The sequence below is a fragment of the Klebsiella planticola genome (assembly GCF_000783935.2).
GTDB classification, from domain to species: Bacteria; Pseudomonadota; Gammaproteobacteria; order Enterobacterales; family Enterobacteriaceae; genus Klebsiella; species Klebsiella planticola.
The window spans coordinates 4178636-4204949 of the sequence record NZ_CP026047.1 but is presented as its reverse complement, the minus strand read 5'-3'; the positions used below and the strand labels follow the sequence as shown (position 1 = coordinate 4204949).

At 55.6% G+C, this 26314-nt stretch carries 22 protein-coding genes; 9 read left to right on the top strand and 13 right to left on the bottom strand.

What is annotated here, in order from left to right:
• Nucleotide 1: 1 nt before the first annotated feature.
• From paaD to paaA, 4 genes are read right to left on the bottom strand one after another with little or no spacing between them, the layout of a single operon-like run.
• Entirely contained in the window at nt 2-499 is a 498-nt protein-coding gene (gene paaD, locus MC50_RS20185) for a 1,2-phenylacetyl-CoA epoxidase subunit PaaD (RefSeq protein ID WP_032700038.1), read from the bottom strand.
• Nucleotides 500-511: 12 nt separating this feature from the next.
• Nucleotides 512-1267 (bottom strand): 1,2-phenylacetyl-CoA epoxidase subunit PaaC, encoded by a 756-nt coding sequence (gene paaC / locus MC50_RS20180; protein WP_046852606.1) that lies wholly within the window; start codon nt 1265-1267, stop codon nt 512-514.
• Between the two features lie 7 nt (nt 1268-1274).
• Nucleotides 1275-1562: a 1,2-phenylacetyl-CoA epoxidase subunit PaaB gene (gene paaB / locus MC50_RS20175; protein WP_004861295.1), complete on the bottom strand. Its 288-nt coding sequence runs from the start codon at nt 1560-1562 to the stop codon at nt 1275-1277.
• 11 nt (nt 1563-1573) lie between these two features.
• Nucleotides 1574-2503 (bottom strand): 1,2-phenylacetyl-CoA epoxidase subunit PaaA, encoded by a 930-nt coding sequence (gene paaA / locus MC50_RS20170; protein WP_032696330.1) that lies wholly within the window; start codon nt 2501-2503, stop codon nt 1574-1576.
• 286 nt (nt 2504-2789) lie between these two features.
• On the opposite strand from paaA, the gene paaZ reads away from it, so the two are divergent.
• Complete coding sequence (gene paaZ / locus MC50_RS20165) at nt 2790-4835, top strand: phenylacetic acid degradation bifunctional protein PaaZ (protein ID WP_047664821.1); 2046 nt, start codon at nt 2790-2792, stop codon at nt 4833-4835.
• A 320-nt stretch (nt 4836-5155) separates the two neighbouring features.
• The gene (gene tynA, locus MC50_RS20160) at nt 5156-7423 is read left to right on the top strand and encodes a primary-amine oxidase (RefSeq protein WP_046852608.1); all 2268 of its coding nucleotides are present in this window, start codon (nt 5156-5158) and stop codon (nt 7421-7423) included.
• Between the two features lie 78 nt (nt 7424-7501).
• Here the strand turns inward: tynA and MC50_RS20155 are convergent, their stop codons facing one another.
• From MC50_RS20155 to MC50_RS20140, 4 genes are all read right to left on the bottom strand, one after another.
• The gene (locus tag MC50_RS20155; protein ID WP_047664820.1) at nt 7502-9133 is read right to left on the bottom strand and encodes an esterase/lipase family protein; all 1632 of its coding nucleotides are present in this window, start codon (nt 9131-9133) and stop codon (nt 7502-7504) included.
• A 28-nt stretch (nt 9134-9161) separates the two neighbouring features.
• Nucleotides 9162-9941 carry an NlpC/P60 family protein gene (locus MC50_RS20150; protein WP_052135799.1) on the bottom strand — a complete coding sequence of 260 codons (780 nt, stop codon included), beginning with the start codon at nt 9939-9941 and terminating at the stop codon, nt 9162-9164.
• A gap of 596 nt (nt 9942-10537) precedes the next feature.
• Complete coding sequence (locus tag MC50_RS20145) at nt 10538-11428, bottom strand: oxidoreductase (protein WP_047665564.1); 891 nt, start codon at nt 11426-11428, stop codon at nt 10538-10540.
• A gap of 122 nt (nt 11429-11550) precedes the next feature.
• A complete protein-coding gene (locus MC50_RS20140; protein ID WP_047664819.1) occupies nt 11551-13080 on the bottom strand; it encodes a DUF2235 domain-containing protein in 1530 nt (509 codons plus the stop codon).
• A 187-nt stretch (nt 13081-13267) separates the two neighbouring features.
• On the opposite strand from MC50_RS20140, the gene MC50_RS20135 reads away from it, so the two are divergent.
• Nucleotides 13268-13918: an SLATT domain-containing protein gene (locus MC50_RS20135; protein WP_047664818.1), complete on the top strand. Its 651-nt coding sequence runs from the start codon at nt 13268-13270 to the stop codon at nt 13916-13918.
• An 8-nt stretch (nt 13919-13926) separates the two neighbouring features.
• Here MC50_RS20135 and MC50_RS20130 read toward each other — a convergent pair whose 3' ends face one another.
• Nucleotides 13927-15426, bottom strand: coding sequence for an aldehyde dehydrogenase family protein (locus tag MC50_RS20130; RefSeq protein WP_047664817.1), 1500 nt, complete (start codon nt 15424-15426; stop codon nt 13927-13929).
• Nucleotides 15427-15660: 234 nt separating this feature from the next.
• Here MC50_RS20130 and feaR point away from each other — a divergent pair, with 234 nt between their 5' ends.
• The 3 genes from feaR (at nt 15661) to MC50_RS20115 (ending at nt 19449) form a co-directional block, all read left to right on the top strand.
• On the top strand, nt 15661-16569 hold the full coding sequence (gene feaR, locus MC50_RS20125; RefSeq protein ID WP_032687981.1) for a transcriptional regulator FeaR: 909 nt from the start codon (nt 15661-15663) through the stop codon (nt 16567-16569).
• A gap of 1010 nt (nt 16570-17579) precedes the next feature.
• Nucleotides 17580-19025 carry a sugar porter family MFS transporter gene (locus MC50_RS20120; RefSeq protein ID WP_032688017.1) on the top strand — a complete coding sequence of 482 codons (1446 nt, stop codon included), beginning with the start codon at nt 17580-17582 and terminating at the stop codon, nt 19023-19025.
• The gene (locus MC50_RS20115) at nt 19015-19449 is read left to right on the top strand and encodes a PTS sugar transporter subunit IIA (RefSeq protein ID WP_032687982.1); all 435 of its coding nucleotides are present in this window, start codon (nt 19015-19017) and stop codon (nt 19447-19449) included. The genes MC50_RS20120 and MC50_RS20115 overlap by 11 nt, the downstream gene beginning before the upstream one ends.
• Nucleotides 19450-19537: 88 nt before the next feature.
• Here MC50_RS20115 and MC50_RS20110 read toward each other — a convergent pair whose 3' ends face one another.
• From MC50_RS20110 to MC50_RS20100, 3 genes are read right to left on the bottom strand one after another with little or no spacing between them, the layout of a single operon-like run.
• Nucleotides 19538-19861, bottom strand: a complete 324-nt coding sequence (locus MC50_RS20110; RefSeq protein ID WP_032687984.1) for a YdbL family protein — start codon at nt 19859-19861, stop codon at nt 19538-19540.
• 7 nt (nt 19862-19868) lie between these two features.
• Nucleotides 19869-20054 carry a YnbE family lipoprotein gene (locus MC50_RS20105; protein ID WP_102047547.1) on the bottom strand — a complete coding sequence of 62 codons (186 nt, stop codon included), beginning with the start codon at nt 20052-20054 and terminating at the stop codon, nt 19869-19871.
• On the bottom strand, nt 20051-22690 hold the full coding sequence (locus MC50_RS20100) for a YdbH family protein (protein ID WP_047664816.1): 2640 nt from the start codon (nt 22688-22690) through the stop codon (nt 20051-20053). Before MC50_RS20100 ends, MC50_RS20105 begins: the two co-directional genes overlap by 4 nt.
• A gap of 416 nt (nt 22691-23106) precedes the next feature.
• Here MC50_RS20100 and MC50_RS20095 point away from each other — a divergent pair, with 416 nt between their 5' ends.
• The 3 genes from MC50_RS20095 (at nt 23107) to hslJ (ending at nt 25291) form a co-directional block, all read left to right on the top strand.
• Nucleotides 23107-23607 (top strand): DedA family protein, encoded by a 501-nt coding sequence (locus MC50_RS20095; protein WP_032687987.1) that lies wholly within the window; start codon nt 23107-23109, stop codon nt 23605-23607.
• Nucleotides 23608-23753: 146 nt separating this feature from the next.
• Nucleotides 23754-24743, top strand: a complete 990-nt coding sequence (locus MC50_RS20090) for a 2-hydroxyacid dehydrogenase (protein WP_032687988.1) — start codon at nt 23754-23756, stop codon at nt 24741-24743.
• 125 nt (nt 24744-24868) lie between these two features.
• A complete protein-coding gene (hslJ, locus tag MC50_RS20085) occupies nt 24869-25291 on the top strand; it encodes a heat shock protein HslJ (RefSeq protein ID WP_032687989.1) in 423 nt (140 codons plus the stop codon).
• On the opposite strand, the gene MC50_RS20080 is transcribed toward hslJ, so the two are convergent.
• Nucleotides 25288-25554, bottom strand: coding sequence for a putative hemolysin (locus tag MC50_RS20080; RefSeq protein WP_004861238.1), 267 nt, complete (start codon nt 25552-25554; stop codon nt 25288-25290). The two genes, hslJ and MC50_RS20080, sit on opposite strands and share 4 nt — an antisense overlap.
• Between the last annotated feature and the right edge of the window lie 760 nt (nt 25555-26314).

The window sequence follows — 26314 nt, the reverse complement described above, 5'->3', positions numbered from 1 at the left end:
CTCAAATACATTTAAAGTAATCAAAGGGTTCACGGCAGCTGTCGCAGCGGTAAAGCGCTTTACAGGCCGTCGAACCGAATTCACTGATCGGCGTGGTGTGTACGCTGCCGCAGCGCGGGCAAACCACCTCATCCGGAAGACCGGCATGGCAGGCGTGCCCCTGCGGCGGGCTGATGCCGTACTGGCGCAGACGCTCGCGGGCATCCTGGTTCATCCAGTCGGTGGTCCACGGCGGGTCAAGCTGCAGGACAATCTGCACCGGCGTATAGCCGTGGCGGGCCATCGTTGCGCGAATCTCCCCCAGCAGATGCTCGGTCGCCGGGCAGCCCGAGTAGGTCGGCGTAAAGCCAATCACCCAGCCTTCACCGTGCGGTGTCACGCTGCGCACCATGCCAAGGTCGGTAATGGTCAGCACCGGCACTTCCGGATCGGGGATCTCACTTAACAGTGCCCAGATAGCGTGGACTTCTGCGGGTGCGATAGCGGCGAGACGTTGCATAGCCACCTCCTGTTACCACTGCTGACCGGGATAAGCGCGTTGCAGATACTGCATTTCCGCCAGCAACGGCCCGAGATGTTCACTGTGCAGTCCCTGTTTGCCGCCGTGGCGAAACGCCGCCTCTTGCGGGATCTGCAGACCGGCATCAAGCAGCGCGGTGTGAACCGTGCTCTGCCACTCCGCCTGCAGGTCGCGGGGGTCAACGGCGATACCCTGCTCAACAAGGGCAATCTCCAGCGCGTCGGCGAGGAACAACTCCCCGGTAAAACGCCACAGATCGTCGACCGCCTGCTGCATTTTTTGCGCCGATACCTCAGTGCCATTGCCCAGACGTTCCAGCCAGCCGCGGCTGAAGCGCAGGTGATAGCGCACCTCCTTGAGCCCCTTGGCGGCGATGGCGGCAATTTGCGCGTCACGACTGTTTACCAGCCGGGTAAACAGCGCCACATGCCAGGCATCGATAAAGAACTGGCGGGCGATGGTATCGGCAAAGTTGCCGTTCGGCTGTTCCACCAGCAGGAGATTGCCGTACTGACGTTCATCCCGGCCGTAGGCCAGGGTATCTTCATCGCCGCTCCCCGCCAGCTCAGCCGCATAGCTGAGGAAGTTGCGCGCCTGGCCCAGCAGATCGAGGCCGATATTAGCCAGCGCGAGGTCAATTTCCAGCTCCGGGGCATGGCCGCACCACGCGCCCAAGCGCTGGGCCAGCACCAGGCCGTTATCACCGAGACGCAGCACATAGGTTGCAACGGGATTGAGGTTGTTCATCGTTGCCTCACATATGTTCCATGCCGTCCGGCACGCTGTAGAAAGTCGGATGGCGATAGACTTTGCTCTCCGCCGGATCAAAAAACTCGCCGCGTTCTTCCGGCTGGGATGCGACTATCTGGCTGGCTTTCACCACCCACAGCGAGCAGCCTTCGCTGCGCCGGGTGTAGACATCGCGGGCATTTTCCAGCGCCATCTGGTCATCGGCGGCGTGCAGACTGCCGACGTGACGATGGGATAACCCCTGCTTGCTGCGGACAAATACTTCATATAACGGCCAGTAAACGTTGCTCATCATGCTTCTCCTTATGCCGCGTCGCGGGAGTGTTGTTTTTGCGCATGCGCCAGCGCGGCTTCCCGCACCCATGCCCCCTCTTCCCAGGCTTTACGCTTGGCGGCCAGGCGTTCGTGGTTACAAATGCCGCGCCCGTTGATCACTTCATTCAGTTCCTGCCAGTTGATTTCGCCAAAGCGGTAGTGCCCGGTCGCTTCATCCAGCTGCAAATCGGCGTCCGGCACGGTCATGCCGAGGATCGCGACCTGCGGTACGGTGTTATCGACAAAGCGCTGACGCAGTTCGTCGTTGGAGTGCAGTTTGATTTTCCACGCCATGCTGCGGGCGCTGTTCGGCGAGTTATCGTCGCTCGGGCCAAACATCATCAGGGCCGGCCACCAGAAGCGGTTAATCGCATCCTGCAACATCTGACGCTGCGCTTCACTGCCCTCGGCCAGCGCCATACAGGCTTCAAACCCCTGACGCTGGTGAAAGCTCTCCTCTTTGCAGATTTTGACCATCGCCCGGGCGTAGGGACCGTAGGAAGTCCGGCACAGCGCCACCTGGTTGACGATAGCGGCGCCGTCGACCAGCCAGCCAATCACGCCGATATCCGCCCAGCTCAGCGTCGGGTAGTTAAAGATCGAGGAGTATTTCATCTGCCCGTCGAGCATCTTCTGATACAGATCTTCCCGGGCGCAGCCGAGCGTCTCCGCCGCGCTATACAGATACAGGCCGTGTCCGGCCTCATCCTGCACCTTCGCCAGCAGAATCGCCTTCCGACGCAGCGTCGGCGCGCGGGTAATCCAGTTGCCCTCCGGCAGCATGCCGACAATTTCCGAGTGCGCGTGCTGGCCAATCTGGCGGATCAGCGTCTTGCGGTAGGCATCCGGCATCCAGTCCTGCGGTTCGATGGCCGTATCCTGCGCGATACGCTGGTCAAAGCGTTGTTCTTCTGTCACGTCATCACCTTTATGATTCCAATAAATTCAACAAATACGCATTTGTGAATCACTTTGTTTTATAAAAGTTACACTCAGGTTAAATAAAACCACAAATTTTGTTTGTGTTTTTTGTGATGATGACGACAAAAAATCGCCACCAGACCGCGACACCGCAGGCCGGAAGCGGCAGGACACGACGCGCCCGCGATCACAATGTTAATAAATTATTAAATAGTCGCTTGCATTTCATGATTCATAAAATAACTATTTATAGAGATTTCACGTAACATATTGGAGATTCACCATGCAGCAGTTAGCCAGCTATTTATCCGGCACCTGGCAGAGCGGTCGGGGCCACGCCCGCCCGCTTCGCCACGCCATCAGCGGTGAGACATTATGGGAAGTCACCAGCGAAGGGCTGGATATGGCACAGGCGCGCCGTTTTGCCATCGACCGCGGCGCTAAGGCGTTACAGGCCATGACCTTTATCGAACGCAGCGCGATGCTGAAAGCGGTAGCGAAACACCTGCTGGCAGAAAAAGAGGCGTTTTATGCCATTTCAGCGCAAACCGGGGCGACCCGAGCCGATAGCTGGGTTGATATTGAAGGGGGGATCGGCACGCTGTTTACCTACGCCAGCCTCGGCAGTCGCGAGCTGCCGGACGATACGCTGTGGCCGGAAGATGAACTGATCCCGTTGTCGAAACAGGGGGGCTTTGCCGCCCGCCACGTTCTGACCTCAAAATCCGGCGTCGCGGTGCATATCAACGCCTTTAACTTCCCCTGCTGGGGCATGCTGGAAAAGCTGGCGCCAACCTGGCTTGCCGGCATGCCGGCCATCATCAAACCGGCAACCGCCACCGCTCAGCTGACACAGGCGATGGTCAAGTCTATCGTCGAGAGCGGACTGGTACCGGACGGGGCCATCAGCCTGATTTGCGGCGGCGCGGGCGATCTGCTTGATCATCTGGATAGCCAGGATGTGGTGACCTTTACCGGCTCCGCCCATACCGGCCAGCAGCTGCGTGTTCACCCTAACCTGGTCGCGAAATCGATCCCCTTCACCATGGAGGCCGATTCGCTGAACTGCTGCGTGCTCGGAGAGGACATTACTCCCGGGCAGCCGGAATTTGCCCTGTTTATCCGCGAAGTGGTGCGCGAGATGACGACCAAAGCCGGGCAGAAATGTACCGCTATCCGCCGCATCATCGTTCCGCAGGCCCAGCTTCATGCGGTCAGCGAAGCGTTGATTGCCCGTCTGCAAAAAGTGACCGTCGGCGATCCGGCGCAGGAAGGGGTGAAAATGGGCGCGCTGGTCAGCCATGACCAGCGCCAGGATGTACAGGACAAGGTGAACGCGCTGATTCAGGCCGGGTGCGAAGTTCTGCTCGGCGGCAAGGCCGATCTTAACGCCGCCGGCGCCTTCTTCCCGCCGACGCTGCTGTTCTGCCCGCAGCCGGATGAAACGCCGGCGGTGCATGCCATCGAAGCCTTCGGCCCGGTTGCCACCCTGATGCCGTATCAACATCGCGAGCACGCGCTGTCGCTGGCGCGCGCCGGGGAAGGCAGTCTGGTCGGAACGCTGGTGACCGCCAGCGGCGAGCTGGCGCGCGAGTTTATCCTCGGCGCCGCCCGTTCACATGGCCGTATCCAGATCCTCAACGAGGCCTCTTCCGTCGAGTCCACCGGTCACGGTTCACCGCTGCCGCAGCTGGTTCATGGCGGGCCGGGTCGTGCCGGCGGCGGCGAAGAGCTCGGCGGTTTGCGCGCGGTAAAACACTATATGCAACGCACTGCGGTTCAGGGCAGCCCGACGATGCTGGCCGCCATCGGTCAGCAGTGGGTTCGCGGCGCCGAAGTCAGCGAGGACCGTATTCATCCGTTCCGTAAATATTTTGAACAGATCCAGCCTGGCGATAGCCTGCTGACCCCGCGTCGCACCCTGACCGAAGCGGATATCGTCAATTTTGCCTGCCTCAGCGGCGATCACTTCTATGCCCATATGGACAAAATTGCCGCCGCGGACTCCATTTTTGGCGAGCGCGTGGTCCACGGTTACTTCCTGATCTCCGCGGCAGCCGGGCTGTTTGTCGATGCCGGCGTCGGGCCGGTCATCGCCAACTATGGCATGGAAAACCTGCGCTTTATCGAACCGGTGAAGCCGGGCGACACCATTCAGGTGCGTCTGACCTGCAAGCGTAAAACGGTGAAGCGCCAGCGTAGCGCCGAGGAGAAAGCGACCGGGGTGGTGGAGTGGGCGGTAGAGATATTCAACCAGCACCAGCAGCCGGTGGCGCTCTATTCCATCCTGACGCTGGTGGCCCGTCAGCACGGCGACTTCGCGGTTTAACCAATGCCTGTCCCCCGCCGTTCCGGCTAACGCCGGGCGCGCCGGGCCGGTACCCGATGCCTCTGCGGAGGCATTTTTTGTGCCCCGCCCGCTTGCTCCGGGCATAACTGGCAAATCTGACAAACAACCTGGCAAGAGCACACAAACGCCAACCGGCCAACCGCTGGTAGGTTAAAGCGAGTAAAGCCGGCATTTCGCAGCGGCAAGCGACAACACAACTCGCCGGCATCATTGGCGTTGCAGACAATCAGCAGGGACGCGTGGTCACCGTAGATGCAACCCAAAGCATGACGGGAATATAAATATAAGATGAGGTCACAATGGCAAATAACTCAATTCGTTCCCCGCGTAAAACAGCCTTAGCCCTGGCCGTTGCGCTGTTTTGTGCCTGGCAATCACCGGTGTTTGCGCACGGCGACGAAGCGCATATGGTCCCAATGGACAAAACGCTGCAGGCGTTTGGTGCCGACGTGCAGTGGGATGATTATGCCCAGATGTTTACCCTGATGAAGGATGGCGCCTACGTCAAAGTGAAGCCCGGTGCGAAAACGGCCATCGTCAACGGTAAGTCGCTGGATTTACAGGTTCCGGTGGTGATGAAAGACGGTAAGGCGTGGGTCTCCGATACCTTTATCAACGATGTCTTCCAGTCCGGTCTTGATCAGACCTTCCAGGTCGAGAAACGCCCGCATCCGCTCAACTCGTTATCCGCGGCGGAAATCAGCGAAGCGGTGACGATTGTCAAAGCCTCGCCGCAATTCCGCCCCAACACCCGTTTTACCGAAATCTCACTGCACGAGCCGGATAAAGCGGCGGTGTGGGCCTTCGCGTTAAAAGGAACCGCCGTTGAGGCGCCGCGCACCGCTGACGTGGTGATGCTCGATGGTAAACACGTCATCGAAAGCGTGGTGGATTTACAGAATAAGAAAATACTCTCCTGGCAGCCAATTAAAGACGCCCACGGCATGGTCCTGCTGGATGATTTCGTCAGCGTGCAGAACATTATTAACGCCAGTGCCGAATTCGCCGCAGTGCTCAAAAAACACGGCATCACCGACAGCAAAAAAGTCATCACCACTCCGCTGACCGTCGGTTATTTTGACGGCAAAGATGGCCTGAAGCAGGATTCACGTCTGCTGAAAGTGGTGAGCTATCTGGATACCGGCGACGGCAACTACTGGGCGCACCCGATTGAAAACCTGGTCGCCGTGGTGGATCTTGAGCAGAAGAAAATCATCAAAATTGAAGAGGGTCCGGTGATCCCGGTGCCGATGGAATCGCGCCCTTATGATGGTCGCGACCGCGTGGCTGCCGCGGTTAAACCGCTGGATATTACCGAGCCGGAAGGCAAAAATTACACCATTACCGGCGACACGATTCACTGGCAGAACTGGGATTTCCACCTGCGGCTGAACTCCCGCGTCGGGCCGATTCTCTCCACCGTGACCTACAACGACAACGGGCAGAAACGTCAGGTGATGTATGAAGGCTCGCTGGGCGGGATGATCGTGCCTTATGGTGACCCGGACGTGGGTTGGTACTTCAAAGCCTATCTCGACTCCGGCGACTACGGCATGGGCACCCTGACCTCGCCAATTGTCCGCGGTAAAGATGCGCCGGCGAACTCGGTGCTGCTGGATGAAACCATTGCTGATTATACCGGCGCGCCAACCACTATCCCGCACGCTATCGCAATCTTCGAGCGTTATGCCGGTCCGGAATACAAACACCAGGAGATGGGGCAACCGAACGTCAGCACCGAACGACGCGAGCTGGTGGTCCGCTGGATCAGTACCGTCGGCAACTACGACTATATCTTTGACTGGGTGTTCCACGAGAACGGCACCATCGGCATCGACGCCGGCGCCACCGGAATCGAAGCGGTCAAAGGCGTTATGGCGAAGACCATGCACGATCCGAGCGCGAAAGAAGATACCCGTTACGGGACGCTGATCGACCATAACATCGTCGGCACCACGCACCAGCATATCTACAATTTCCGCCTTGACCTTGACGTTGACGGCGAGAACAACTCGCTGGTGGCCATGGACCCGGAAGTGAAGCCCAATACCGCCGGTGGCCCGCGCACCAGCACCATGCAGATTAACCAGTACACCATCGACAGCGAACAAAAAGCGGCGCAGAAGTTCGACCCGGGCACCATTCGCCTGCTGAGTAATACCACCAAAGAGAACCGGATGGGTAACCCGGTGTCGTATCAGATTATCCCTTACGCGGGCGGCACTCACCCGGCGGCAACCGGCGCCAAATTCGCGCCGGATGAGTGGATTTATCACCGTCTGAGCTTTATGGATAAGCAGCTGTGGGTCACCCGCTATCATCAGTCGGAGCGTTATCCGGAAGGGAAATATCCGAACCGTTCGATCCATGACACTGGCCTTGGCGCCTATGCAAAGGATAACGAGTCGCTGACCAACCACGATGACGTGGTCTGGATAACCACCGGCACCACCCACGTGGCGCGCGCGGAGGAGTGGCCGATTATGCCGACCGAATGGGCGCATGCGCTGTTGAAACCGTGGAACTTCTTTGACGAAACCCCGACGCTGGGCGAAAAGAAAAAGTAGTTTGTCGCAAGGCCTGAGAGAGAAATCTGCCCGCCACCGGGGGTAACCTCGGTGGCGCTATCGCTTTTAGCACGCTTCTCAGTTCCAGAGCTGGACTTTAAAACGCAACGCCCCAGAGATCCCCGGCACCGAAGGCCGTTTATTGCCTTTGGTATCGATAGAGACACTTTCTACGGGAATCGTGACCTCACAGGCATTATCGGCGATTTGCTGCGGGTCCAGAATAATATCGGCGTTGGAAACCCCTGAGTCCTGCCAGGCATATTTTATCCGCCAGGGGCTGTCGTCATTTGCCGGAGGAACAATTTCAAGGATCAGAGAGTTGCGGAACAAATACCCCCCTTCATAGTGTTCGTTAAACCAGAATCGCTTTTCTATTTCGTAATCGGGAATTTTCACTCCCAGTACCAGGCTGTAGGCCAGAGAGCGCCGGGCTTTATTCACTCGCGCACGCCTGGACAAGAAGACGCTCGAGAGATATTGCGTAGCATGTCCCTGTGTATTCCACTCTTTTTGCGTCACACAGGCAACGGAATCTTCTTCGGCGACACGTCGGGTTAACGACCAGGGTTTACCCCGGGGAGAGGCAATAGCTTCTATCTGATAGATTGCGTCAATCTTATTCGCCTCTCCACCGGCCGCTTTTAGCGCCGCATCCGGAAGACGAATGTCCTTAAGTTCCAACCATATATCCACGCGGACATCGCCAAAAAGAAAGCGTGCCAGATTCTGGAAAGCTTCTTCGCTATTCACAATACCGAAATAGCCGGAATGGGCGCGATAGGTGAAGGCTTTCGCACAAGGCGCGCCGATTGAGCCATCATCATTAAGACCATTCAGCGTAGCATTCTCAATTTTTACCAGACCATCGCTGCCGTTCCCGACAAAGGTTCTCGAGAGTCCGGCGGCAACGTCATAATCAAGGCGATTGGTCCCTACCATAGTGAAAATGCGCGATGAGGGAAGTCGGGACTCAGGGATCAAATCGACCCGTTTATAACGCTGGTACGCATTCTCGAGGTCGAGATACTGCGCCATACGGTCACGATTAAAGTTAGCGACGCTACTTTGCCAGGGAAGATTCGGGATATTAATCTCCGCAAACTCAATCCCGTTATGTGGCGTAGCGTAGGTGAAAAATTTATCGACGCTTCTGGCCATCTGCTGCGGATCAAGCGCCTGATTTTGTAGAAAAGCCCGGCAAACAAGGCCTCCCATCGAGTGGGCCACCAGATAACAGCGAAAGTCGTCGGGCTCCTGCACGCCGCTGTTGGGGTTTGCCAGCAAAAGCTGCCTGATCGTGGCCAGCAGGCTTGACAGTCCAACTGCCGCCGTTGCTATGTCGGGCGTTTTACCCCTTCCCAGTAGCGTGGACGCATCGTCATAATAGCGATACACAATCACCGATTTATCATCCAGGATGTTTCCGGTAGGTTTACCCTCCGGATCCAGCGCCCAACCAGCGTCCGTGATATCCAGTCCCTGCTCAAAAACATCGCTATAACCAAACTCCGAGGCCAGACGAATAACGGGCGATTCAAAATAAAATTTCTTCGGGCGATCTTTCTGGCTCGCAGAGGCTCGCAGCATCGTTGAGCCAAGATTAAAACCATTAAAAGGATCGGCGGTAGTCTCATTAATATCGTGATCAGTCATCGCATAACCACGAACATAAATAATAGGGTAAAAAGGCATTTTCTTATTGGCCATTTTATTATCCTGTAGAATTTAAATATTATCAGGGATGGCGCGAGAGCCCATACAGTCCCTTAAACTTATCATTAGTTGCTGAAGCAACTAAAACTGACCATGAATAATGGAAGATATTCACTTTTGAGGGGTAAGCTCCACGATTACCTTCAATAGCCCACAAAATGCCATCGGCATAGCCTTGAACAATACCAACATGCCCCATCCAGGCAGTCTCTTGCTGCTTTTTAGGATCGACTCTCAACCAACAAATAATATCACCCGGCTGTGGTGGATTGCTCAATGAAGGAGTGTAAGAATAGCCTAATGACTTCATTTTATTATGCAATGCCTGAGCTGATGTTTGATAGCCGAATACCGCAGTTGCTCCCTGGTTAAAACAGTAACTGACAAAGGCCGCGCACCAGCTTTGCCCCTGGTTTCCGTACCCGGCGAAATATTTTTTAATATCAGGACCGTGATTATCCGAACCTTCTTCACCATGGCCGATCTCCGCCTGAGCGACTTTCAGCGCGGCCAGGCCCGCATGGCTTCCCCCTGACGGGGTGAACGTCGGGAGAGTCGGGTGTTGAAGCACAACGCTGTGTTTACCCAAAGCAGCATCGAGAGCCCAACGGGTGTGTGGTCCTACTTTACCATCGACAATTAACGGTTGGCCTGAGGCATCCACGTTGGCCACCTGGAAAGCTTCTACTGACTTTTTTACTACCTGATCAAATTTATCCGTTGGCGCAAGACCGAATGATAGCTTGCGGAGATCGTCAACCAATTGTGCTACCGCCTTACCTTCATCACCGATTTTTAACATAGAGCCCCCGTAGCATTCAGGTGATTTAATAAATTCAGGTTTGTACAACGCATACAATAATTAGCAGCAACATTAATACTCACCAAAAATAAAATCTGGCCTCTCGATTACCTGCTGAGTCAGACTGTTATTTACAATGTTTGCCCGGAGTCATTTTTAATAAATATAAACAGGTTATCTTTAAAATAAGAGGCAGGTCTTGTCATGTGATACCTCGCTCAACGACACGATGAGTTACAGGCATAAATATCCCGGGCAACAACCAGGTCAGAGAATGAAATGAATATCCAGCATAAGAATGGTGCTACGCAAGAATTGCATTTAAACGCAGCGCTACTTTTTATGGTAGACAGCTCTAACAAGAGATCAAGTTTCTATGCTTCTCTTCGCCAAATATATTGGCAGCTTGCACATAGCAGGCTGAGATCAAACACAATTTTGGTGTGACGGTGGGACAGTGAGCAAGCAGATCTCCGCTTGCCAGCGCTCAAGGGGATAACATACACAGACGGCAACCGCGTTGCCAGTCACAGCGGCCAGACCTCGCGGAATGCCGCCTGCTATCCGGCGGCTGCAAGCGCCGCCGCTTTATCCCGTCAGCCCGGCCCGTCGCTGGCGGCTGCCAGCAGCGGAACGATAAGATCGCTCAGCGGCGTCGGAATGCCGTGCAGACGGCCGCGGCGCTGTACCACGCCGTTACGAATCTCCCACTCCAGCGGCCGCCCGTTTTCGCGGTCAATCTGAATCGAGGTACTGAGATCGGGTGGCGCACGATGAAATCCGTCGATAATTCCCTGCGGTACGCTGTCGCTCAGCCTTGCGCCTTCCGCGCGCGCGACAAGCAGGCATTCACGTAAATAGGCCAGCGCGATGTCGTTGATATCGCCACGGGAGAACATACCGGCACGGCGGCCCGTCAGCACCATCAGGCCAGCCACCGCATTTTGCAGCAGCTTGCGCCAGGCGACGGTGGTGAAATCATCGGCGAGATCCACGGCGCAGCGGGTCCCTTGCAGCGTTTGCTGTACCAGCCGGGCCTGCGGCAGATCCGGCAAGGTCAACCGGGGTGTCGCTCGCAGCCAGACGGAGGCATCGGGTTCGCGCTGCGCCGGGAACCACACCACCGCAGGCAACACCGTCGCCCCGGCAACGCGGTCGGCAAACTGCGCCTGCTGTTCGACGCCGTTCTGCAACACACACACCACCGTTTTTTCATCGCACAATGCGCTCAGCCACGCGGAAATCGTAGGGTTCTGGGTGGCCTTGACCGCGACGAAAACCAGCGAAAATGGCCGCACAATGGCCGCCGGGTCGGTCAGTACCGGTCCGGGAAGCGTAATCTCTCCGCCATCGAATCTGAGCAACAGCTGTGCATGAGACGTTCGCCCGCACACCACCGGCGTGCGCCCCACTTCATGCAGCGCCGCGGCTATCGTGGTCCCAATCGCGCCGGGCCCGATAAGGGCAACGGTAGGCTCCTCCGACATCATATCCGCCTCCTGATGATAAGCTCCGCCACGATGGCGGGAAGGCATTAACAGTAGCGATAAATACTGTGATTCAGCAAGTCCTGTTCGTGGATAACGACAGGCACGGCGTTCAATGGCGCTTAGCGGGAAATCGTCAGGGAGACGCTGCCACGATTGTTATCATACATTTGCCACGCATCGTTGGCGTAAGCGTAAAAATAGCCGCTTTTAGCCGGTGTGAACCGGCATCCGCTGCCGATAACCACAATCTCATGCCGCGGCTCAGGCGCGTCGGGTGCGGGATCTGCGTGATTGGCAACTACACCAATCAGAGCGAACCACGGTGCCGTACCGACGCGTCGACTCAGCCAAAAATCCACATCCTGGTTTTTAGTCGCCCCCTTCCATAACGCTTCCAGTTTGTCGGAAACGGAGGCCATAATCTGCGCGGCCTCGCCGGGATAAAACTTACCGTCATCAGTCCCGCCCGCCTCGCAGGGCACCGAGCCATCCAGCCATTTCCCCGTGGCCGTAAAGCGATACTCCACTCCCGCTTCCAGCCAGATCCCCGTTGCATTCCAGCGCTCGCGCGCAAAAACGTCAAAGGTCGCCGGGTGTTCTGCCGTCACATCGGTGACCGGTCGGTAGCGACCGTGGAGCAGCATCGGCTGACTTTGCCGCTGTATCACGCTGGCATCAACATCGGGGCTTCCGGCGACAATCCGCGGTACGCTGCGCGGGCAGGTATGCAGCAGTTTAAAAATGCCGGTGACCGAATCATGCAGCAGTCCATGGGGATCGGGGGCCAGCTGGGCGTCGATACCCGGCAGCAGCGTCAGTCCCAGTCCGGCTGCCTCTGCCATCATCCATTGCAGGGTGATATCCGATAATCCGCACTGCGCGTAGCCGCCGCCGACATCAGCATGCACGCCGGCAAACCAGCGCTGTTTCACCTGCGGGTTATCCGCCACATTGTCCCACAGCGTGGGAATGAAACTTTGCCGCTGCTCGTCCAGCGCCAGCGCATGGCGGGCATGTTCGACAATCGGGCTGAGTGACGTATCGTGGAAGGCATACTTTTTGGGATCATCCAGCAGATTGGCTAACGCCATATCATCGGGAATACCCAGCGCCCCCACCGTTTCCCAGACGCCAATAAAATATATAGGGACGCTCTCCCTGGTCGGATGCCCCGTCGCTACCGAATAAAAAGGTCTACCCACGCTGGCAACGATCGCCGGCGCGCTGCCTGCAGGCTGGCGGTAATCGCTGAAGAGATCGTTGATATCCTCCCAGACTTTATCGTCGCCGGTTCCTGCCTGGCTGGCATTCAATAATTCGCAGCGCGAAATCATTCCGCCTAGACTCCTGACGGTATAAGCTCCGCGACTAAAGCCAAACAGCCATATTTTATCGCCGGGCTGATAGCGGGTCGCCAGCCAGTAATAGGCGCTGATAATATTCTTATCAAGGCCTTCGCCGATGCCGCCGCCGATATAGCGATCGACCACCCCGCCATCGGTACCGACGCCGGAGTGGTAATAGACTCGCTGCTGGGTGTTTTCCGCCACGGCATTCCTGAGTTTGACCACATTGGTCGGCGCGGGTTTTCCATCATCAAGCTGTTGGGGCGTATTCCAGGTACCGTCGCAAAACACCAGTAAGTTCATAGGAACCTCATCGCAGGCTGCGTGAAAAGCGGTCAGGATTGACAAAGTAAAAATAGCAGACTGTACTCGAAGTAAGAGTTCAATCGATAAAATACCCGTGATATCCGGCATCGACAGTCGCTGGCAGGCATTCGTGGGGATTGTTGGCTAACAGCATAATTAACATAATGTTATTACGGGGATAATCATGGGAACAGAAACTCACTACCTCCTCGCTGTCAACGAGTTAGCTAAATTACATTTAGTACCGGCAGAACAAAAACTGGATACAGTTTTTAAAATTTGCACCATGTACAAAGAAAGCATTACCGGTTGGTATAAAAAAGAGGTCAGAAAAAAACGCTTACTCTCTTTATTATTGCTCTCGGTAATCTTAATCATCATGCTAATCATCGGTAGCATTCAGACCCTTAGACTTCCGTTTGCTGCTGATGCAACTGAGAAACTGCAGTTAACTCAATTATCCCTCGCACTATTAACGCTTGCCGTGCTGCTATTTATAGCCGATCGGGCATTTCGTCTCACCGCTGGATGGATAAATTATATCAATACTATTATGGCCATCGAGACACGCTATGCTGAATTTATTACCGAATGGATCAAAAATGATGCCACTTACCTTACGCAAAAAAATAAACATTATAGTCAAGCGGCAGTCATTGCCGCTGCGTTTATTAATACTATTCACCTTGCGCAACAACAGGAGACACACTCATGGTCAACCCAGTTAACGGAAACCATCAAGCAATTAGACTCTTTAATCAATAAGCAACAGCAGGATAAAAAAACAGGTTTCAGCGCCCGGCCCGGAGTTCGAACTCCGGGCGTCAGGCGCTGAGGCGAGAGTCAGTAACGCACGCAGACCGATTTCGTTTCGCACCAGTCGTCCAGCCAGTCCGGGCCAAAGTCGCGCCCGGTTCCGGACTGCTTCATACCGCCAAACGGCAGGTTGGCATCGATAAGCGTATGGCTGTTGACCCACACCGTCCCGGCCTGCAGGCGCTCGGTGTAGCTCAGTGCCTGTGTCAAATCGCTGGTCCAGACGCTGGCGGTCAGACCAAAATCACTGTCGTTAGCCAGACGCAGCGCCTCTTCGCCATCGGCGACGCGCACCAGGTTGACCACCGGACCAAAGACCTCTTCCCGGCTGAGTCGCAGCCCGGCGTCCGGATTAATCACCAGCGTCGGCGCGATATAATAGCCGTGCGTATCCGGCCCGGCCTGTCCGCTAATCAGTTCCGCATGCTGCTTGCGCGCCTCATCGAGGTAAGCCGCCACTTTCTCGCAGTGCCCTTTTGACACAACCGGGTTAATCTGAGTCGTTTCCAGCATCCCCGGTCCCACCTGCAGCGACTTCACCGCCTGTTCAAAACCGCTCACCAGGTTATCGAACAGCGGGGCTTCAATATAGATACGCGAGCTGGCGGCGCAGACCTGGCCCTGATTGAGGAAACTGCCGGTCATCAGCCCTTCGATTACCCACTCCGGGTTGGCGTCTTTCAGCACGATCGCCGGGTTTTTCCCCCCCAGCTCCAGCGTTACGCGGGTCAGGCGGTCGGCGGCCGTCCTGGCGATATGCTTACCGGTTGCGGTGGAACCGGTGAAGCTGACCTTCGCCACCTGCGGATGAGAGGTTAACGCCAAACCGCATCCGGCGCCGCTGCCGGTCACGACGTTAAATACTCCGTCCGGGATCCCGGCCTCGGTAGCCAGCTCGGCAACCCGCAGCAGGGTCAGCGGCGTGGTCTCCGACGGCTTGATGACGATAGAGCACCCTGCCGCCAGCGCCGGCATCACTTTCCACATCCCGATCATCAGCGGGAAATTCCACGGCACGATCCCGGCGACAACGCCGACCGGCTCTTTTCGCGTCCACGCCTGGTAGCGTGCTCCCTGCGGGAACGGAATCGACACATCGAGCGTACGTCCGCTGATTTTGGTCGTCAGTCCGGCGGTATAACGCATCCAGTTCAGCGTACAGCCCACTTCAAATGCGCGAGAAATCTGGATGGATTTCCCCTGCTCCAGCGTTTCCAGCTGCGCCAGTTCTTCGCCGTGCTGTTCGACCAGATCGGCAAAACGCAGCAGGATACGTTCGCGGTCGGCCGGCGTGCGCCCTGCCCAGCTGCGGGCGACGAAGTCGCGCCACGCCGACATCACCGCGCGATCGACATCGGCCGCGTTGGCATCCGCGGTACTGGCGATGGCCTGCCCGGTTGCCGGGTTCCAGACGGTCAGGCGCTGTTCGCTCTGCGACGCCTGCTGGGTGCCGTCGATATATAAGCCATGCTGGCGGTCTAAAAACTGTTGAACGCTGGCAAGCAGCGCTACCTGTGCTGTGGACATATCGCTTCCTTATTGCTCACGGATCGTGAATTCAGTCTACGACGAGGCTGACGATCGCGCTTTTTTCTCTGTGACATTCGTTTGTGCCGCTGTGACAGCCGCCGCAATTCAACATATTGCGGACGCAGAAATGTGCCTCAGGTAATAGTTCTTTCATATACTCCGCGCCTCGCTCTTGTATGCCACCGTGTAAATGCAACAATGCAAAAACATTATGTTTACATGAGACAGACTATGGCGACGGCGGAGCACGGACAGGACTACCAGCGCTGGTTGGCGAAAATCAATCAGGTCTGCGGCCATTTTGCCGCTCGTCCGCTGGAAGGTCGCTTTCATGGGGAGATTGACGCCAGCTATGCCGGCACTCTGAAAGTCAGCACCGTCACCGCCAGCGGCGTCAATCTGTTCCGCACCCGCAACGAAATTAAGCGCAGCAATGACGACTGGTTTTATACCGTTTTCCAGCTCTCCGGCCAGGCGGCTATCGAGCAGGACGATCGCCAGGTGGTCCTCGACGCCGGCGACATCACCCTGATTGACGCATCACGCCCCTGCTCTATTTTCTGGCAGCAGACATCGCGCCAGGCCTCCCTGCTACTCCCCCGACAGCTGCTTGAACAACAGCTGCGCGGCAGTGAGATAAGCATCGCCACACGGCTGGAAAAATCGCTACCGATGGTCCAGCTCAGCCAGCGGCTGTTGCAGGAGAGCATGTGCAGCCCGGAGCTATCGGAAAGTGAGAGCGCCGCGGCGCTGGAGGCCATCGTCTGTCTGCTGCGTCCGATGCTGCATCATCACGACCCCCGGCCATCGCGCAGGGAGAAGCAGTTTCAGAAGATTATGGATTTAATTGATGAGTCCATTCAGGCGGAACATCTGCGTCCGGAGTGGCTGGCCAGCGAGACCGGGATGTCGGTTCGCAGCCTGTACCGGTTGTTTGCCGACAAGGGGCTGGTGGTCGCGCAATATATTAAGAACCGGCGTCTCGATCTCTGCGCGCAGGCGCTGCACAGTGCCCGTGATGACGAAAAGCTGGCGGGAATTGGCTATAGCTGGGGATTCAGCGACCACAGCCACTTCTCGACCGCTTTCAAACAGCGTTTTGGCGTGTCGCCTGGGGAATACCGCAAGCGCTGCCGCTGATTTATACGCCAATGTGCCGTAGACTTGCGTTCCCCCCCGGCGCTATCCGGCCGCCGCTCTCCCAGTTGCTCTCTGGTTCGTCTATCCGTCGCCGGGTGCCCGCCTGACGTCCGCTATGTTCCCCCGGCTGGCCTCGTCCCACGCGTTTCGCCCCGGTTCCCGCCTGACCAGGCTGTGACCCGGAAAAAAAACAAAAGCGTATAAAAAATATAAAATGGAATTTTAATTTCACTAATAATCGTATGGATTTAAAAGCGTGACTCGTATCAAAAATTTAACTTTTAATTCAATAGCTTATTTTTAACACCCTCACAAACCCCATCAAAATTTAACCTTAATTATCAATGATATAAAAACATTATCTTTTCTCACAAAGAGAAATTTGTTTCGTCTCAAACAAAATTAAATGAAATGAAATTTTCAATTTGTGATCTATTTGTGATTTTATTTCATTAGCGAATGTCATATTACCCTTCGATAAAACGCAATCTGTCCACTCTCGGCGGTATGCAAACCCGCAAGCACGGAGGAGACCATGAAGGAAACAGCAAGAAGATTGACCTCGTCGGACGGCAGGGAGCGTTGTCATGCCATTGACTACGTACTGGTCGCGATGGTTTTCCCATTGAAAGGAACGCCGGTGACAAAGAACAACGGGGCGTCGGCAAAACACCTCGTACCGCAGATTGGCTTTCATCGCTGCATAAACGACGGCCACACGCGGTGGCGGATCCGCACAGTCTGTTCTGTGCAAAAGCGCTGTCGGGTAAGCGTGTGAATGTCGACAGCAAGCATCACAGATGCCACACACAATCCAGAGACACTGATAACACACCGTCAATCAAAAACACGCCTCATCGCCCGCTGCTCCTCAGCATAGTGTGATGAAGACGAATAATCGCACCACCCATCTCGTCTCCCTCCGTCATCGTTCGACAGGATAAACCTGTCGCCGCGGGCGAAGAGAAACAGAATGACCGGTGCTGTTAATGAAAATAAAAGGTATGAAAATGTCAGCTATCATGAAACTGAACGTACAGCAAAGAAAGCGGCTTCACCAAATAACGCTGGTGGCAACATTTGGCGGCCTGCTATTCGGCTATGACACTGGGGTTATTAATGGTGCATTTTCTTCACTGAAGCAATATATGGGCCTGACGCCGACGACGGAAGGTCTGGTCATGAGCGTATTGCTGGTGGGCGCCGCTATTGGCAGCGTTTTTGGCGGAACCCTCGCCGATTATTTTGGCAGACGAAAATATCTGCTCTGCCTGTCATTTATTTTCCTTGTCGGGGCATTAATGTCAGCCCTCGCGCCGGATATCACCGTATTACTGATATCCCGTTTTCTGCTCGGATACGCCGTTGGCGGCGCTTCCGTCACAGCACCAACGTTCATTTCCGAAGTCGCCCCCACTGAAATGCGCGGTAAACTCACGGGGTTGAATGAAGTCGCCATTGTTATCGGGCAGCTTGCCGCATTCGCCGTCAACGCCGTGATAGGCATCATCTGGGGCCATCTCCCCGATGTCTGGCGATATATGTTAATGGTCCAGGCTCTCCCGGCCATCTGTTTATTTGTCGGGATGTTGCGCTCTCCGGAAAGCCCGCGCTGGCTGGTGAGCAAAAACCGACATCAGGAAGCGCTGGAAGTATTAAAGCAGATCCGCTCCCCGGAACGTGCGGCGCAAGAGTTCGCCGATATTTCCACCCTCATCAAAGTCGAAGCCGATCGTAAATTCAGTACGCAAAACGCGTTTGTCACCATTCTCAGTACGCCGTGGATTTTTAAATTACTGCTGGTGGGCATCATCTGGGCCGCGTTACAGCAGACCACCGGGGTCAATGTCATTATGTACTATGGCACCGAAATCCTGAGTACGGCCGGCTTCTCTGAAAGAACCTCCTTAATATGCAATGTGCTCAACGGGGTCTTCTCCGTGGGGGGGATGCTGGTTGGGGTGTTCTTCCTTGTTGATCGCTTTAAACGCAAAACCATCATTATTTACGGTTTTGCCATTATGGCGACGCTGCACCTGATCATTGCCGGCGTCGATTACACGCTGGTTGGCGATATCAAAGCGACGGCCATCTGGCTACTCGGCGCGCTGTTTGTCGGGGTCATGCAGGGGACGATGGGCTTTATTACCTGGGTGGTGCTGGCCGAACTGTTCCCGCTGAAATTCCGCGGCCTGTCCATGGGGATTTCCGTGTTTTTCATGTGGATCATGAATGCCGTTGTCAGCTACCTGTTTCCGCTGCTCCAGGCCAAGCTCGGCCTTGGCCCCGTATTCCTGATTTTTGCGGCTATCAACTATATCGCGATTATCTTTGTGGTCACGGCGCTCCCGGAAACCTCGAACAAATCGCTGGAACAATTAGAAGAAGAGTTATCGTCGAATAAATATGATGCGCGGGTGAATAACGGCGCGGAGGTCGCTCACAATGATCGCTAATATTACGCAAGAGAATCTTCACCTTGGTTACAAGGCGAAAAATAAGACCGAAGTCTTGACCCTGCTTGGTGAGGAATTTAAAAAGAAAGGCTACGTTAGCGAAGACTGCATCGCTTTTCTTGCTGAAAGGGAGCGTCAGGTGTCCACCTTTTTAGGCAATGGCATTACGCTTCCACACCTGCCGAAATCCGCGACCAATATCATTCTGAAAACCGGGATAGAAATATTTCAGTTCCCGGACGGTGTCATCTGGGACAGAAGCAACGTCATGTTTATCGCCATTGGCGTGATTGCCAAAGAGAAGGAGCATATTGATGTTCTGAAGGACATCGCCTCTATTTTCAGCGATGAAATCATTGCCAATGCGCTGTCATTGATCTCCAGTAAACAGGACTTTTTGACGATTTTACAACAACACCGCTAACCCTGACGCTAATCGCCGTCCGGCCCCGCCGCCGCTGATGAAAGTGAGTCTCATCAGCGGCCGTTTCTGCCAGGCAAAAGCGGCGGCGCTATTTCCGCAGCCATTTGCCATTCAGTCCCTGAACATACTCCCCCGGCTGCGCCCGGGAGACCAGTTTTTGCCCGGCCATTTTCGCCACCTCATCCACCGGCAGGTTATTATCATCCGCCAGCTGCTGATAGCTTTCGCTCCTGGCCGCGTTGATCTGTTTGACCAGCTCCAGCGTTTCTTTGTCCTGACGCAGCGGCGCCAGATAGCCATTCAGCGTTTCCCCGACCCGCCCTTGCTCCCGGGCCTCCCCCAGCGTCAGCGCCAGCGCCGATGAGCTGAAGAGGCCAAGCGCTAACGCCGCCGTTAACAGTCGTTTTCTCATCGCCACCTCAGAATAGATCGCTACGCGACTTCAGTAACTCTTCAACATCTTTATCCACTTTGATATGAATCTCATGCTCAATTTTGACATTCATATTGATGGTGATCGGCTCTTTTGACGCCGCGATTTCAATTCGTGGCGTACAGCCCGCCAGCAGCATCGTTATCAGCACCGGCGTTAGCAATTTCATCATTGTTGTTCCTTACACTTTTTACTGTCCGTACAGCTGCGCACGGGGAGCACCGCATTTTGCTCAAACCATGCCTGCAAATTGTCGCCAAAACGTAAACTGCGCCACAGGTCAAAAATATTCTCTTCATGAGAATAGTTTAAATGCACCGTATTACTCTGCTCCCCGACGCGGCTGGTTCCGCTGATGGTCGCCTTCAGCGTCAGCATGCCCAGATTATCGAGATCGATGCGCGTCCATGAACGGGAGATCTCCATATAGCGCAGCCAGTTAATCGCCGCACCGGCGGAAATATTGTCGTTGACCATCGCATCCGCCATATCCTTATCAAGACGTAAGGTCATCGGCCCCGGGTTACCCAGCCAGCCATCTTTAATGATCCATTTGTCATTGTTCAGCCACAGCGGCAGCGCGCCGTTGAATGCGCCGGACATGGCAAACTGCTTAATATTTATCGCGCTCACCAGCTCGCTGCTGGAAATTTGCTGCAGACGCAGTAGCGCCGGGTCATGCTGCGGCATCCGCAGCTGCTGCATGGTCACCTTACCACCGAGAATATCCACGCTGACGTTGCTCAGCTGAAGCGGTTCGCTCTCGCTCCACGGCCAGGAGCCCTGCAGATCCGCCGAGAGGTTTTTCGCCGTCACCTGGTTGACGACTTCGCCAATACGCAGCGACACCGGTCGGCGGGTTCCCAGCTGCCAGGTCCCCTGACTAAAACGGAAAGGCAGAACAAAATCTACGCCATTAATCTGATTGTCAGGCATCCAGGCGCTGCCGCCTTTTAAGACGCCGTGGCCGCCGGCTTCAAACCCCTGATCTGCCGCCGCGGAGAAGGCGACCTGCGCATACAGCATTCCTTCACGCAGATTCATTTTCCAGTCTGGCGGCACCAGCGGCTGAAACACGGTTAACGACTGTTTCGGCCACCAGGCCTGGCCCCGCAGACGTTCACCATCCCAACGCCCGGTGACCCGCACGGGACCGATCTTCCTGGCGTGGAGCGCCCCGCTGAACTGAAACCAGGTGGGATCCCGTCCGTCGATCTTGAACTTTAACGTGGAGGGGGGAAGTTCGCTGCCGCTGCTAAAGCTGGTTTTACCCGCGTCCAGCGACAGTGCGCCGGTCAGTTTAGGGTGCTGTTCGCCGCGCAGCCAGTGCACCGGTTCGTCCAGGGTTAACCGCGGCGTGCTGACCAGCATCGTGCCGTACTGCAGCTTATCGAAGCCCGTCGACAGGCTGTTCAGCACAATCGAATTGTCTATCCACGCCCCCGCCCCTTTGACGTCCCACTTCGCCTGCATCGGCGTGAAGCGGCCCTCGCCCCAGTAACGCCACTGCCAACGGCCGCTGTCGGGCATAAAGTTGTCGGCCTGGCCGTCAAGATGCAGCGAGAAGTCGCCCATTTGCTGTTCGTGCGCGCGCAAAATAGCCTGCAGACGGCCGTCCACGCCCTGCTGAGTCACCTTCACGCCAGCCAGCGGCAGACGGACTTCATCTATATTGAGCGAGTCAATGACCCGGCCGCGGGAACGCAGCAGCGCGCCGGGATGGAACGTCAGCGCCGGCGCGGTCAGCGGGCCAGTCAGGTTCGCCGGCAGCACGGCATAAACGATCAGATCGCCGAGCTTGGCCTCGCCGGTTAACTGCAACGGCATGTCGCTGTTGTCCATGCTCAGTTTGCCAGGACCTATCGTCAGTACGGCGTTCCCCTTCCCGCCTTCCCCGTGGGTGAGAACGTTGAGACGACCGCTGACCCGCATCTGCTCGGTGCCCTGTTGCCAGTTGCCAACCGACAAGGCCACGCGGCCGCTCAGCGGATACCCGGCATACTCGGTACTCCAGCGACCATCGCTGATGGCAATTCGCTCCGGGGTGATCTCCCAGGGTAAGTCGAGCATCGGCTGCACATCGCCGCGCGGCGTCACCAGCAGCTGCCCACGGTTTTTCTGCCACTCCAGCTCCGCATCAACCAGTCCTGCCGTCTGCGGGAACGCGAGCATGGCGATCAGATGCCCATCTACCGGCAAACCATCCGGCACCAGCGGCATATGAAATTCGCCCACCAGCTTCACCGGCGCCTGTCCTTCGACCAGTTGCGCGGAGAAGTCGCTCACCGTCAGCGCCTGCCCGCGCAGGCGCGCCTGCAGCGTCACCTCTTTACCGCTGTAGCCAATATCCTGCTGCTGCGGAGTCAATGACATAACCAGTCGTCCCTGCCACTTTTCCCACGGAGAGAGACGCAGGTTCTCAATCGTCAACCAGCTATAGGGAAGCATGGACTGCCATTCCGCCAGCGTACGCGGCGCACCGGATGCCGGCTCACTTTCCGGCAGCTTGCTCAGGCAGGCGCTGTTGATATCAAGTTCGTCAACCTGCAGCCGCCAGCGGCTGGGATGTGAGAGTCGGGCATCGGTTATCCGCGCCAGTTCGCAGTCGCCGACCAGATAACGTAAATCGGGTATACGCAGCGCAGAACGCGTCAGGCGCGGACTGTCATGCAGCGAAATGCGGGTTCCCTCTGGCAGCCAGATCCCTGCCAGCGTAGGTACCCAATGGGTAAGCGTCGACAACAAGGCCAGCGGTAGCAGAATAAGTGCTAACAATAGCGCGATGGCGGCTTTATATTTACCCTTCATGGGCAGTTAATATCCTGATTAAACAAAAGTAAAAGCCGAAAGTAGCGCGTATTGTGGCACGTTCGACCAATGAGTTAAAGTTTCTGTCCCGCTTAAGAGCCTATCTCATCAGGACTATTTTGCTTGTCATTTTGCCCCGGGCAGGGCGCGCAACGATTTATCTTTGAGCGCCCTTCAGAGCGGCCCGCAGGGTGAGAGAAGCGAATCAAATTCTCACCGACACCCTTTACACTCCGCTTTCTCCGCGCTGTTTTGCGCGCAAATTGCCTGTGCCGATAGCCCTGCCGGGATAGATTCTAAGAATAGTTGCTGTGACATCATCGTTATGGTGAATTGTTGCCATTCGCTTATTTAACCGCCATTTAGCCAGCGCCTGTCACACTCGCGGGAATCGTTCAAATAAGTGGGTGGATCCCGTGGAGTTTTTTGTTTCGCTAATTGAGTATGCGCAGCGCCACTATTCATTCCTGCTGCTGCTGGTCTTTCTGCTGACGTTCAGCAAATCCTGTGCCCTGATTTCTCTGCTGGTGCCGGGCACCTCCGGGCTGCTGCTGCTCGGCCCGCTCGCCTCCGGCAGCCTGAATCACTTCTTATTTATGTGGCTCAGCGCCAGTCTGGGGGCAATCGGCGGATTCTGGATCTCCTGGTGGCTGGGACGGCGGCATCAGCATCGTCTGCTACGGCTGCGTTGGTTGCGCGGCGATCGGCTGGCCCGTAGCCTGACCTTTCTCCATCGCCACGGCGAATGGGCGGTGTTTTTCGGCCGTTTTCTCTCTCCGCTTCGCGCCACCCTGCCGCTGGCCAGCGGCGTCAGCGGCACTCCGTTCTGGCGTTTTCAACTGGCCAATGTCAGCTCGGGACTTCTCTGGCCGCTGCTCCTGCTGGCTCCCGGTGCCTTCAGCTTCAGTTTTTGGTAAAATACATTGTGTTTTAAAGAGATACCTCAACTCAGTGATATGCTCTAGAATTAATATTATATCCGCCAGGCTAAACTAATTTTTAATATTTGTACGATTATTTTAAATATGCTACCGTGACGGTATAATCACTGGAGAAAAGTCTTATGAAAATCGCTGTGTATAGTACGAAGCAGTACGATAAAAAGTACCTTCAGCATGTTAATGATACATATGGCTTTGAACTCGAATTTTTCGACTTCCTGTTAACCGAAAAAACCGCGAAAACGGCCAACGGCTGTGAAGCCGTGTGCATATTTGTCAACGATGACGGCAGCCGTCCGGTGCTGGAAGAGCTGAAAGCATACGGGGTGAAGTACATCGCCCTGCGCTGCGCCGGGTTTAACAACGTCGATCTGGATGCGGCAAAAGAGCTGGGTCTGCGCGTTGTCCGCGTTCCCGCCTATTCGCCGGAAGCCGTGGCTGAACATGCCGTCGGCATGATGATGTCGTTGAACCGCCGCATCCACCGCGCTTACCAGCGTACCCGCGATGCTAACTTCTCGCTTGAAGGCTTAACCGGCTTTACCATGCACGGTAAAACCGCCGGGGTGATCGGGACCGGCAAAATCGGCGTCGCCACGCTGCGTATTCTGAAAGGGTTTGGCATGCGCCTGCTGGCGTTCGATCCCTATCCAAGCGCCGCAGCGCTGGATCTCGGCGTCGAGTATGTTGATTTGCCGACGCTGTATGCACAGTCCGATGTGATCTCCCTGCACTGTCCGCTGACGGAAGAGAACTACCATCTGCTGAATCATGCGGCGTTTGAGCAAATGAAAGACGGCGTGATGGTGATCAACACCAGCCGCGGGGCGCTGATTGATTCTCAGGCGGCGATCGATGCGCTGAAACACCAGAAAATCGGGGCGCTGGGCATGGACGTGTATGAGAACGAACGCGACCTGTTCTTCGAAGATAAGTCCAATGACGTGATTCAGGATGACGTCTTCCGTCGCCTGTCTGCCTGTCATAACGTGTTGTTCACCGGGCATCAGGCTTTCCTGACCGCCGAAGCACTGATCAGCATTTCACAAACGACCCTGGATAACCTGCGCCAGGTCGATGCTGGCGAAACCTGCCCGAACGCGCTGGTCTGAAAGTCCTTTCCCTTTTGTGCCCTCCTTGCGCGGGGGGCACATTCAGATAACCCCCACAGAAATTGCCTGCAGTAAAGTTAAACTGTGCGTATTTAACAGATGTGATAAATGTTTTTGGAGGAAAAATGAACAAGTTTGCTGCACTGCTGGCGGCAGGAATGCTGTTATCCGGCTGTGTCTACAACAGCAAAGTTTCCACCGGCGCGGAGCAACTTCAGCACCATCGTTTCGTCCTGACCAGCGTGAATGGCCAGGCGCTGGCGGCAGGAGCCAAACCGCTGGAGCTGAGTTTTGGCGAAGAGATGTATGTTTCAGGAAATATGTGCAACCGCTTTAGCGGTAAAGGCAAAATCAGCGGCGGCGAGCTGAAGGTCAAAACGCTGGCGATGACCCGTATGCTGTGCACCGATCCTCAGCTGAATACGCTGGATAATACGCTGAGCAAAATGCTGCGTGATGGCGCACAGGTTGACCTGACGGAAAATCAGCTGACGCTGGCCACGGCCGATCAGACCCTGGTCTATAAACTCGCCGACCTGGTCAACTAGTAGTTACCGCAGCTTCCGCCCGCTAACGCCTGCTCGCTGCAGCGCTTGCCGTTAGGTAACGCGCACATGCCGATCGCCGAACCATCAAGCTGTCGTGCCACGGACAATGAGCCACCGATCATCGCGCAGTTTGCCTGCCCTGAGCTGCTCATCGCGGCACGCATTCCCGGCGACACGTGTGCCGCTGTCGCCTGTTGAACAGGTTCGCTACTACAGGCCGACAATAATAACGCGGCACACCCTACTAAAAACGCTGCTCGCATCGTCTCTCCCCTCAGAAACTTCCCAAAATAAACAAACCCCAGAATAATAGGCAGCGCAGCGCCTGACGTCGAGAGGCGAAAACCGTATTTATGCGCTCCATTAACATTTCTTAGCAAATTTTCCGCCGATCGTTATCCTGGCAAGGAAAATGATGGACATTCAGCGGGCCATCCATACCCGCGACGAGCGCCGTTGGCCGCTATGGCGGATTGTCACTTTCGCCGTCACAGGGTTGTACGTCTGATGAGGGAAGAGCATCTGCTAATACGCCCGTCGCTCTCACGACCAGGCTGATACCATCCATAACGTTAAAACCCCGCCTGGTGGCAGGGTTGTAATGGCATCCATTTTCCCGGCACTTATCTCCGGAGCGCGGGTCTGCGATGAAGGTTATCCCGATCGGCTATTTGTCCACCCGCCGACGCCGTCATAGTGTTAAGGCTATTAACAGATCGCAATCCCGCGATCGGGTAACCTTTTTTCATTTAAAATCCGGCGTTTTTAGATATACCTTAAAGTCTATTTTCAGCCATCAAAGGGAACGTATAATTTAAGTCCCGGGGGAGACTGCCTCCTTAATTTTGATACAGGAGGCAGGAACCTAATCAAATATCACTCACAGCTCAGGGGGGAGTTTTTACCGCACAAAGTTGAGCCCGCTTTTTTCCACTCTTTTTTACGGCAACGGCTGTCTTTATGCTCTGACCAAATTTGATCAAACCGATCTTTTTGCAGGTCCTGTGATTCAGGCGTCCGTGA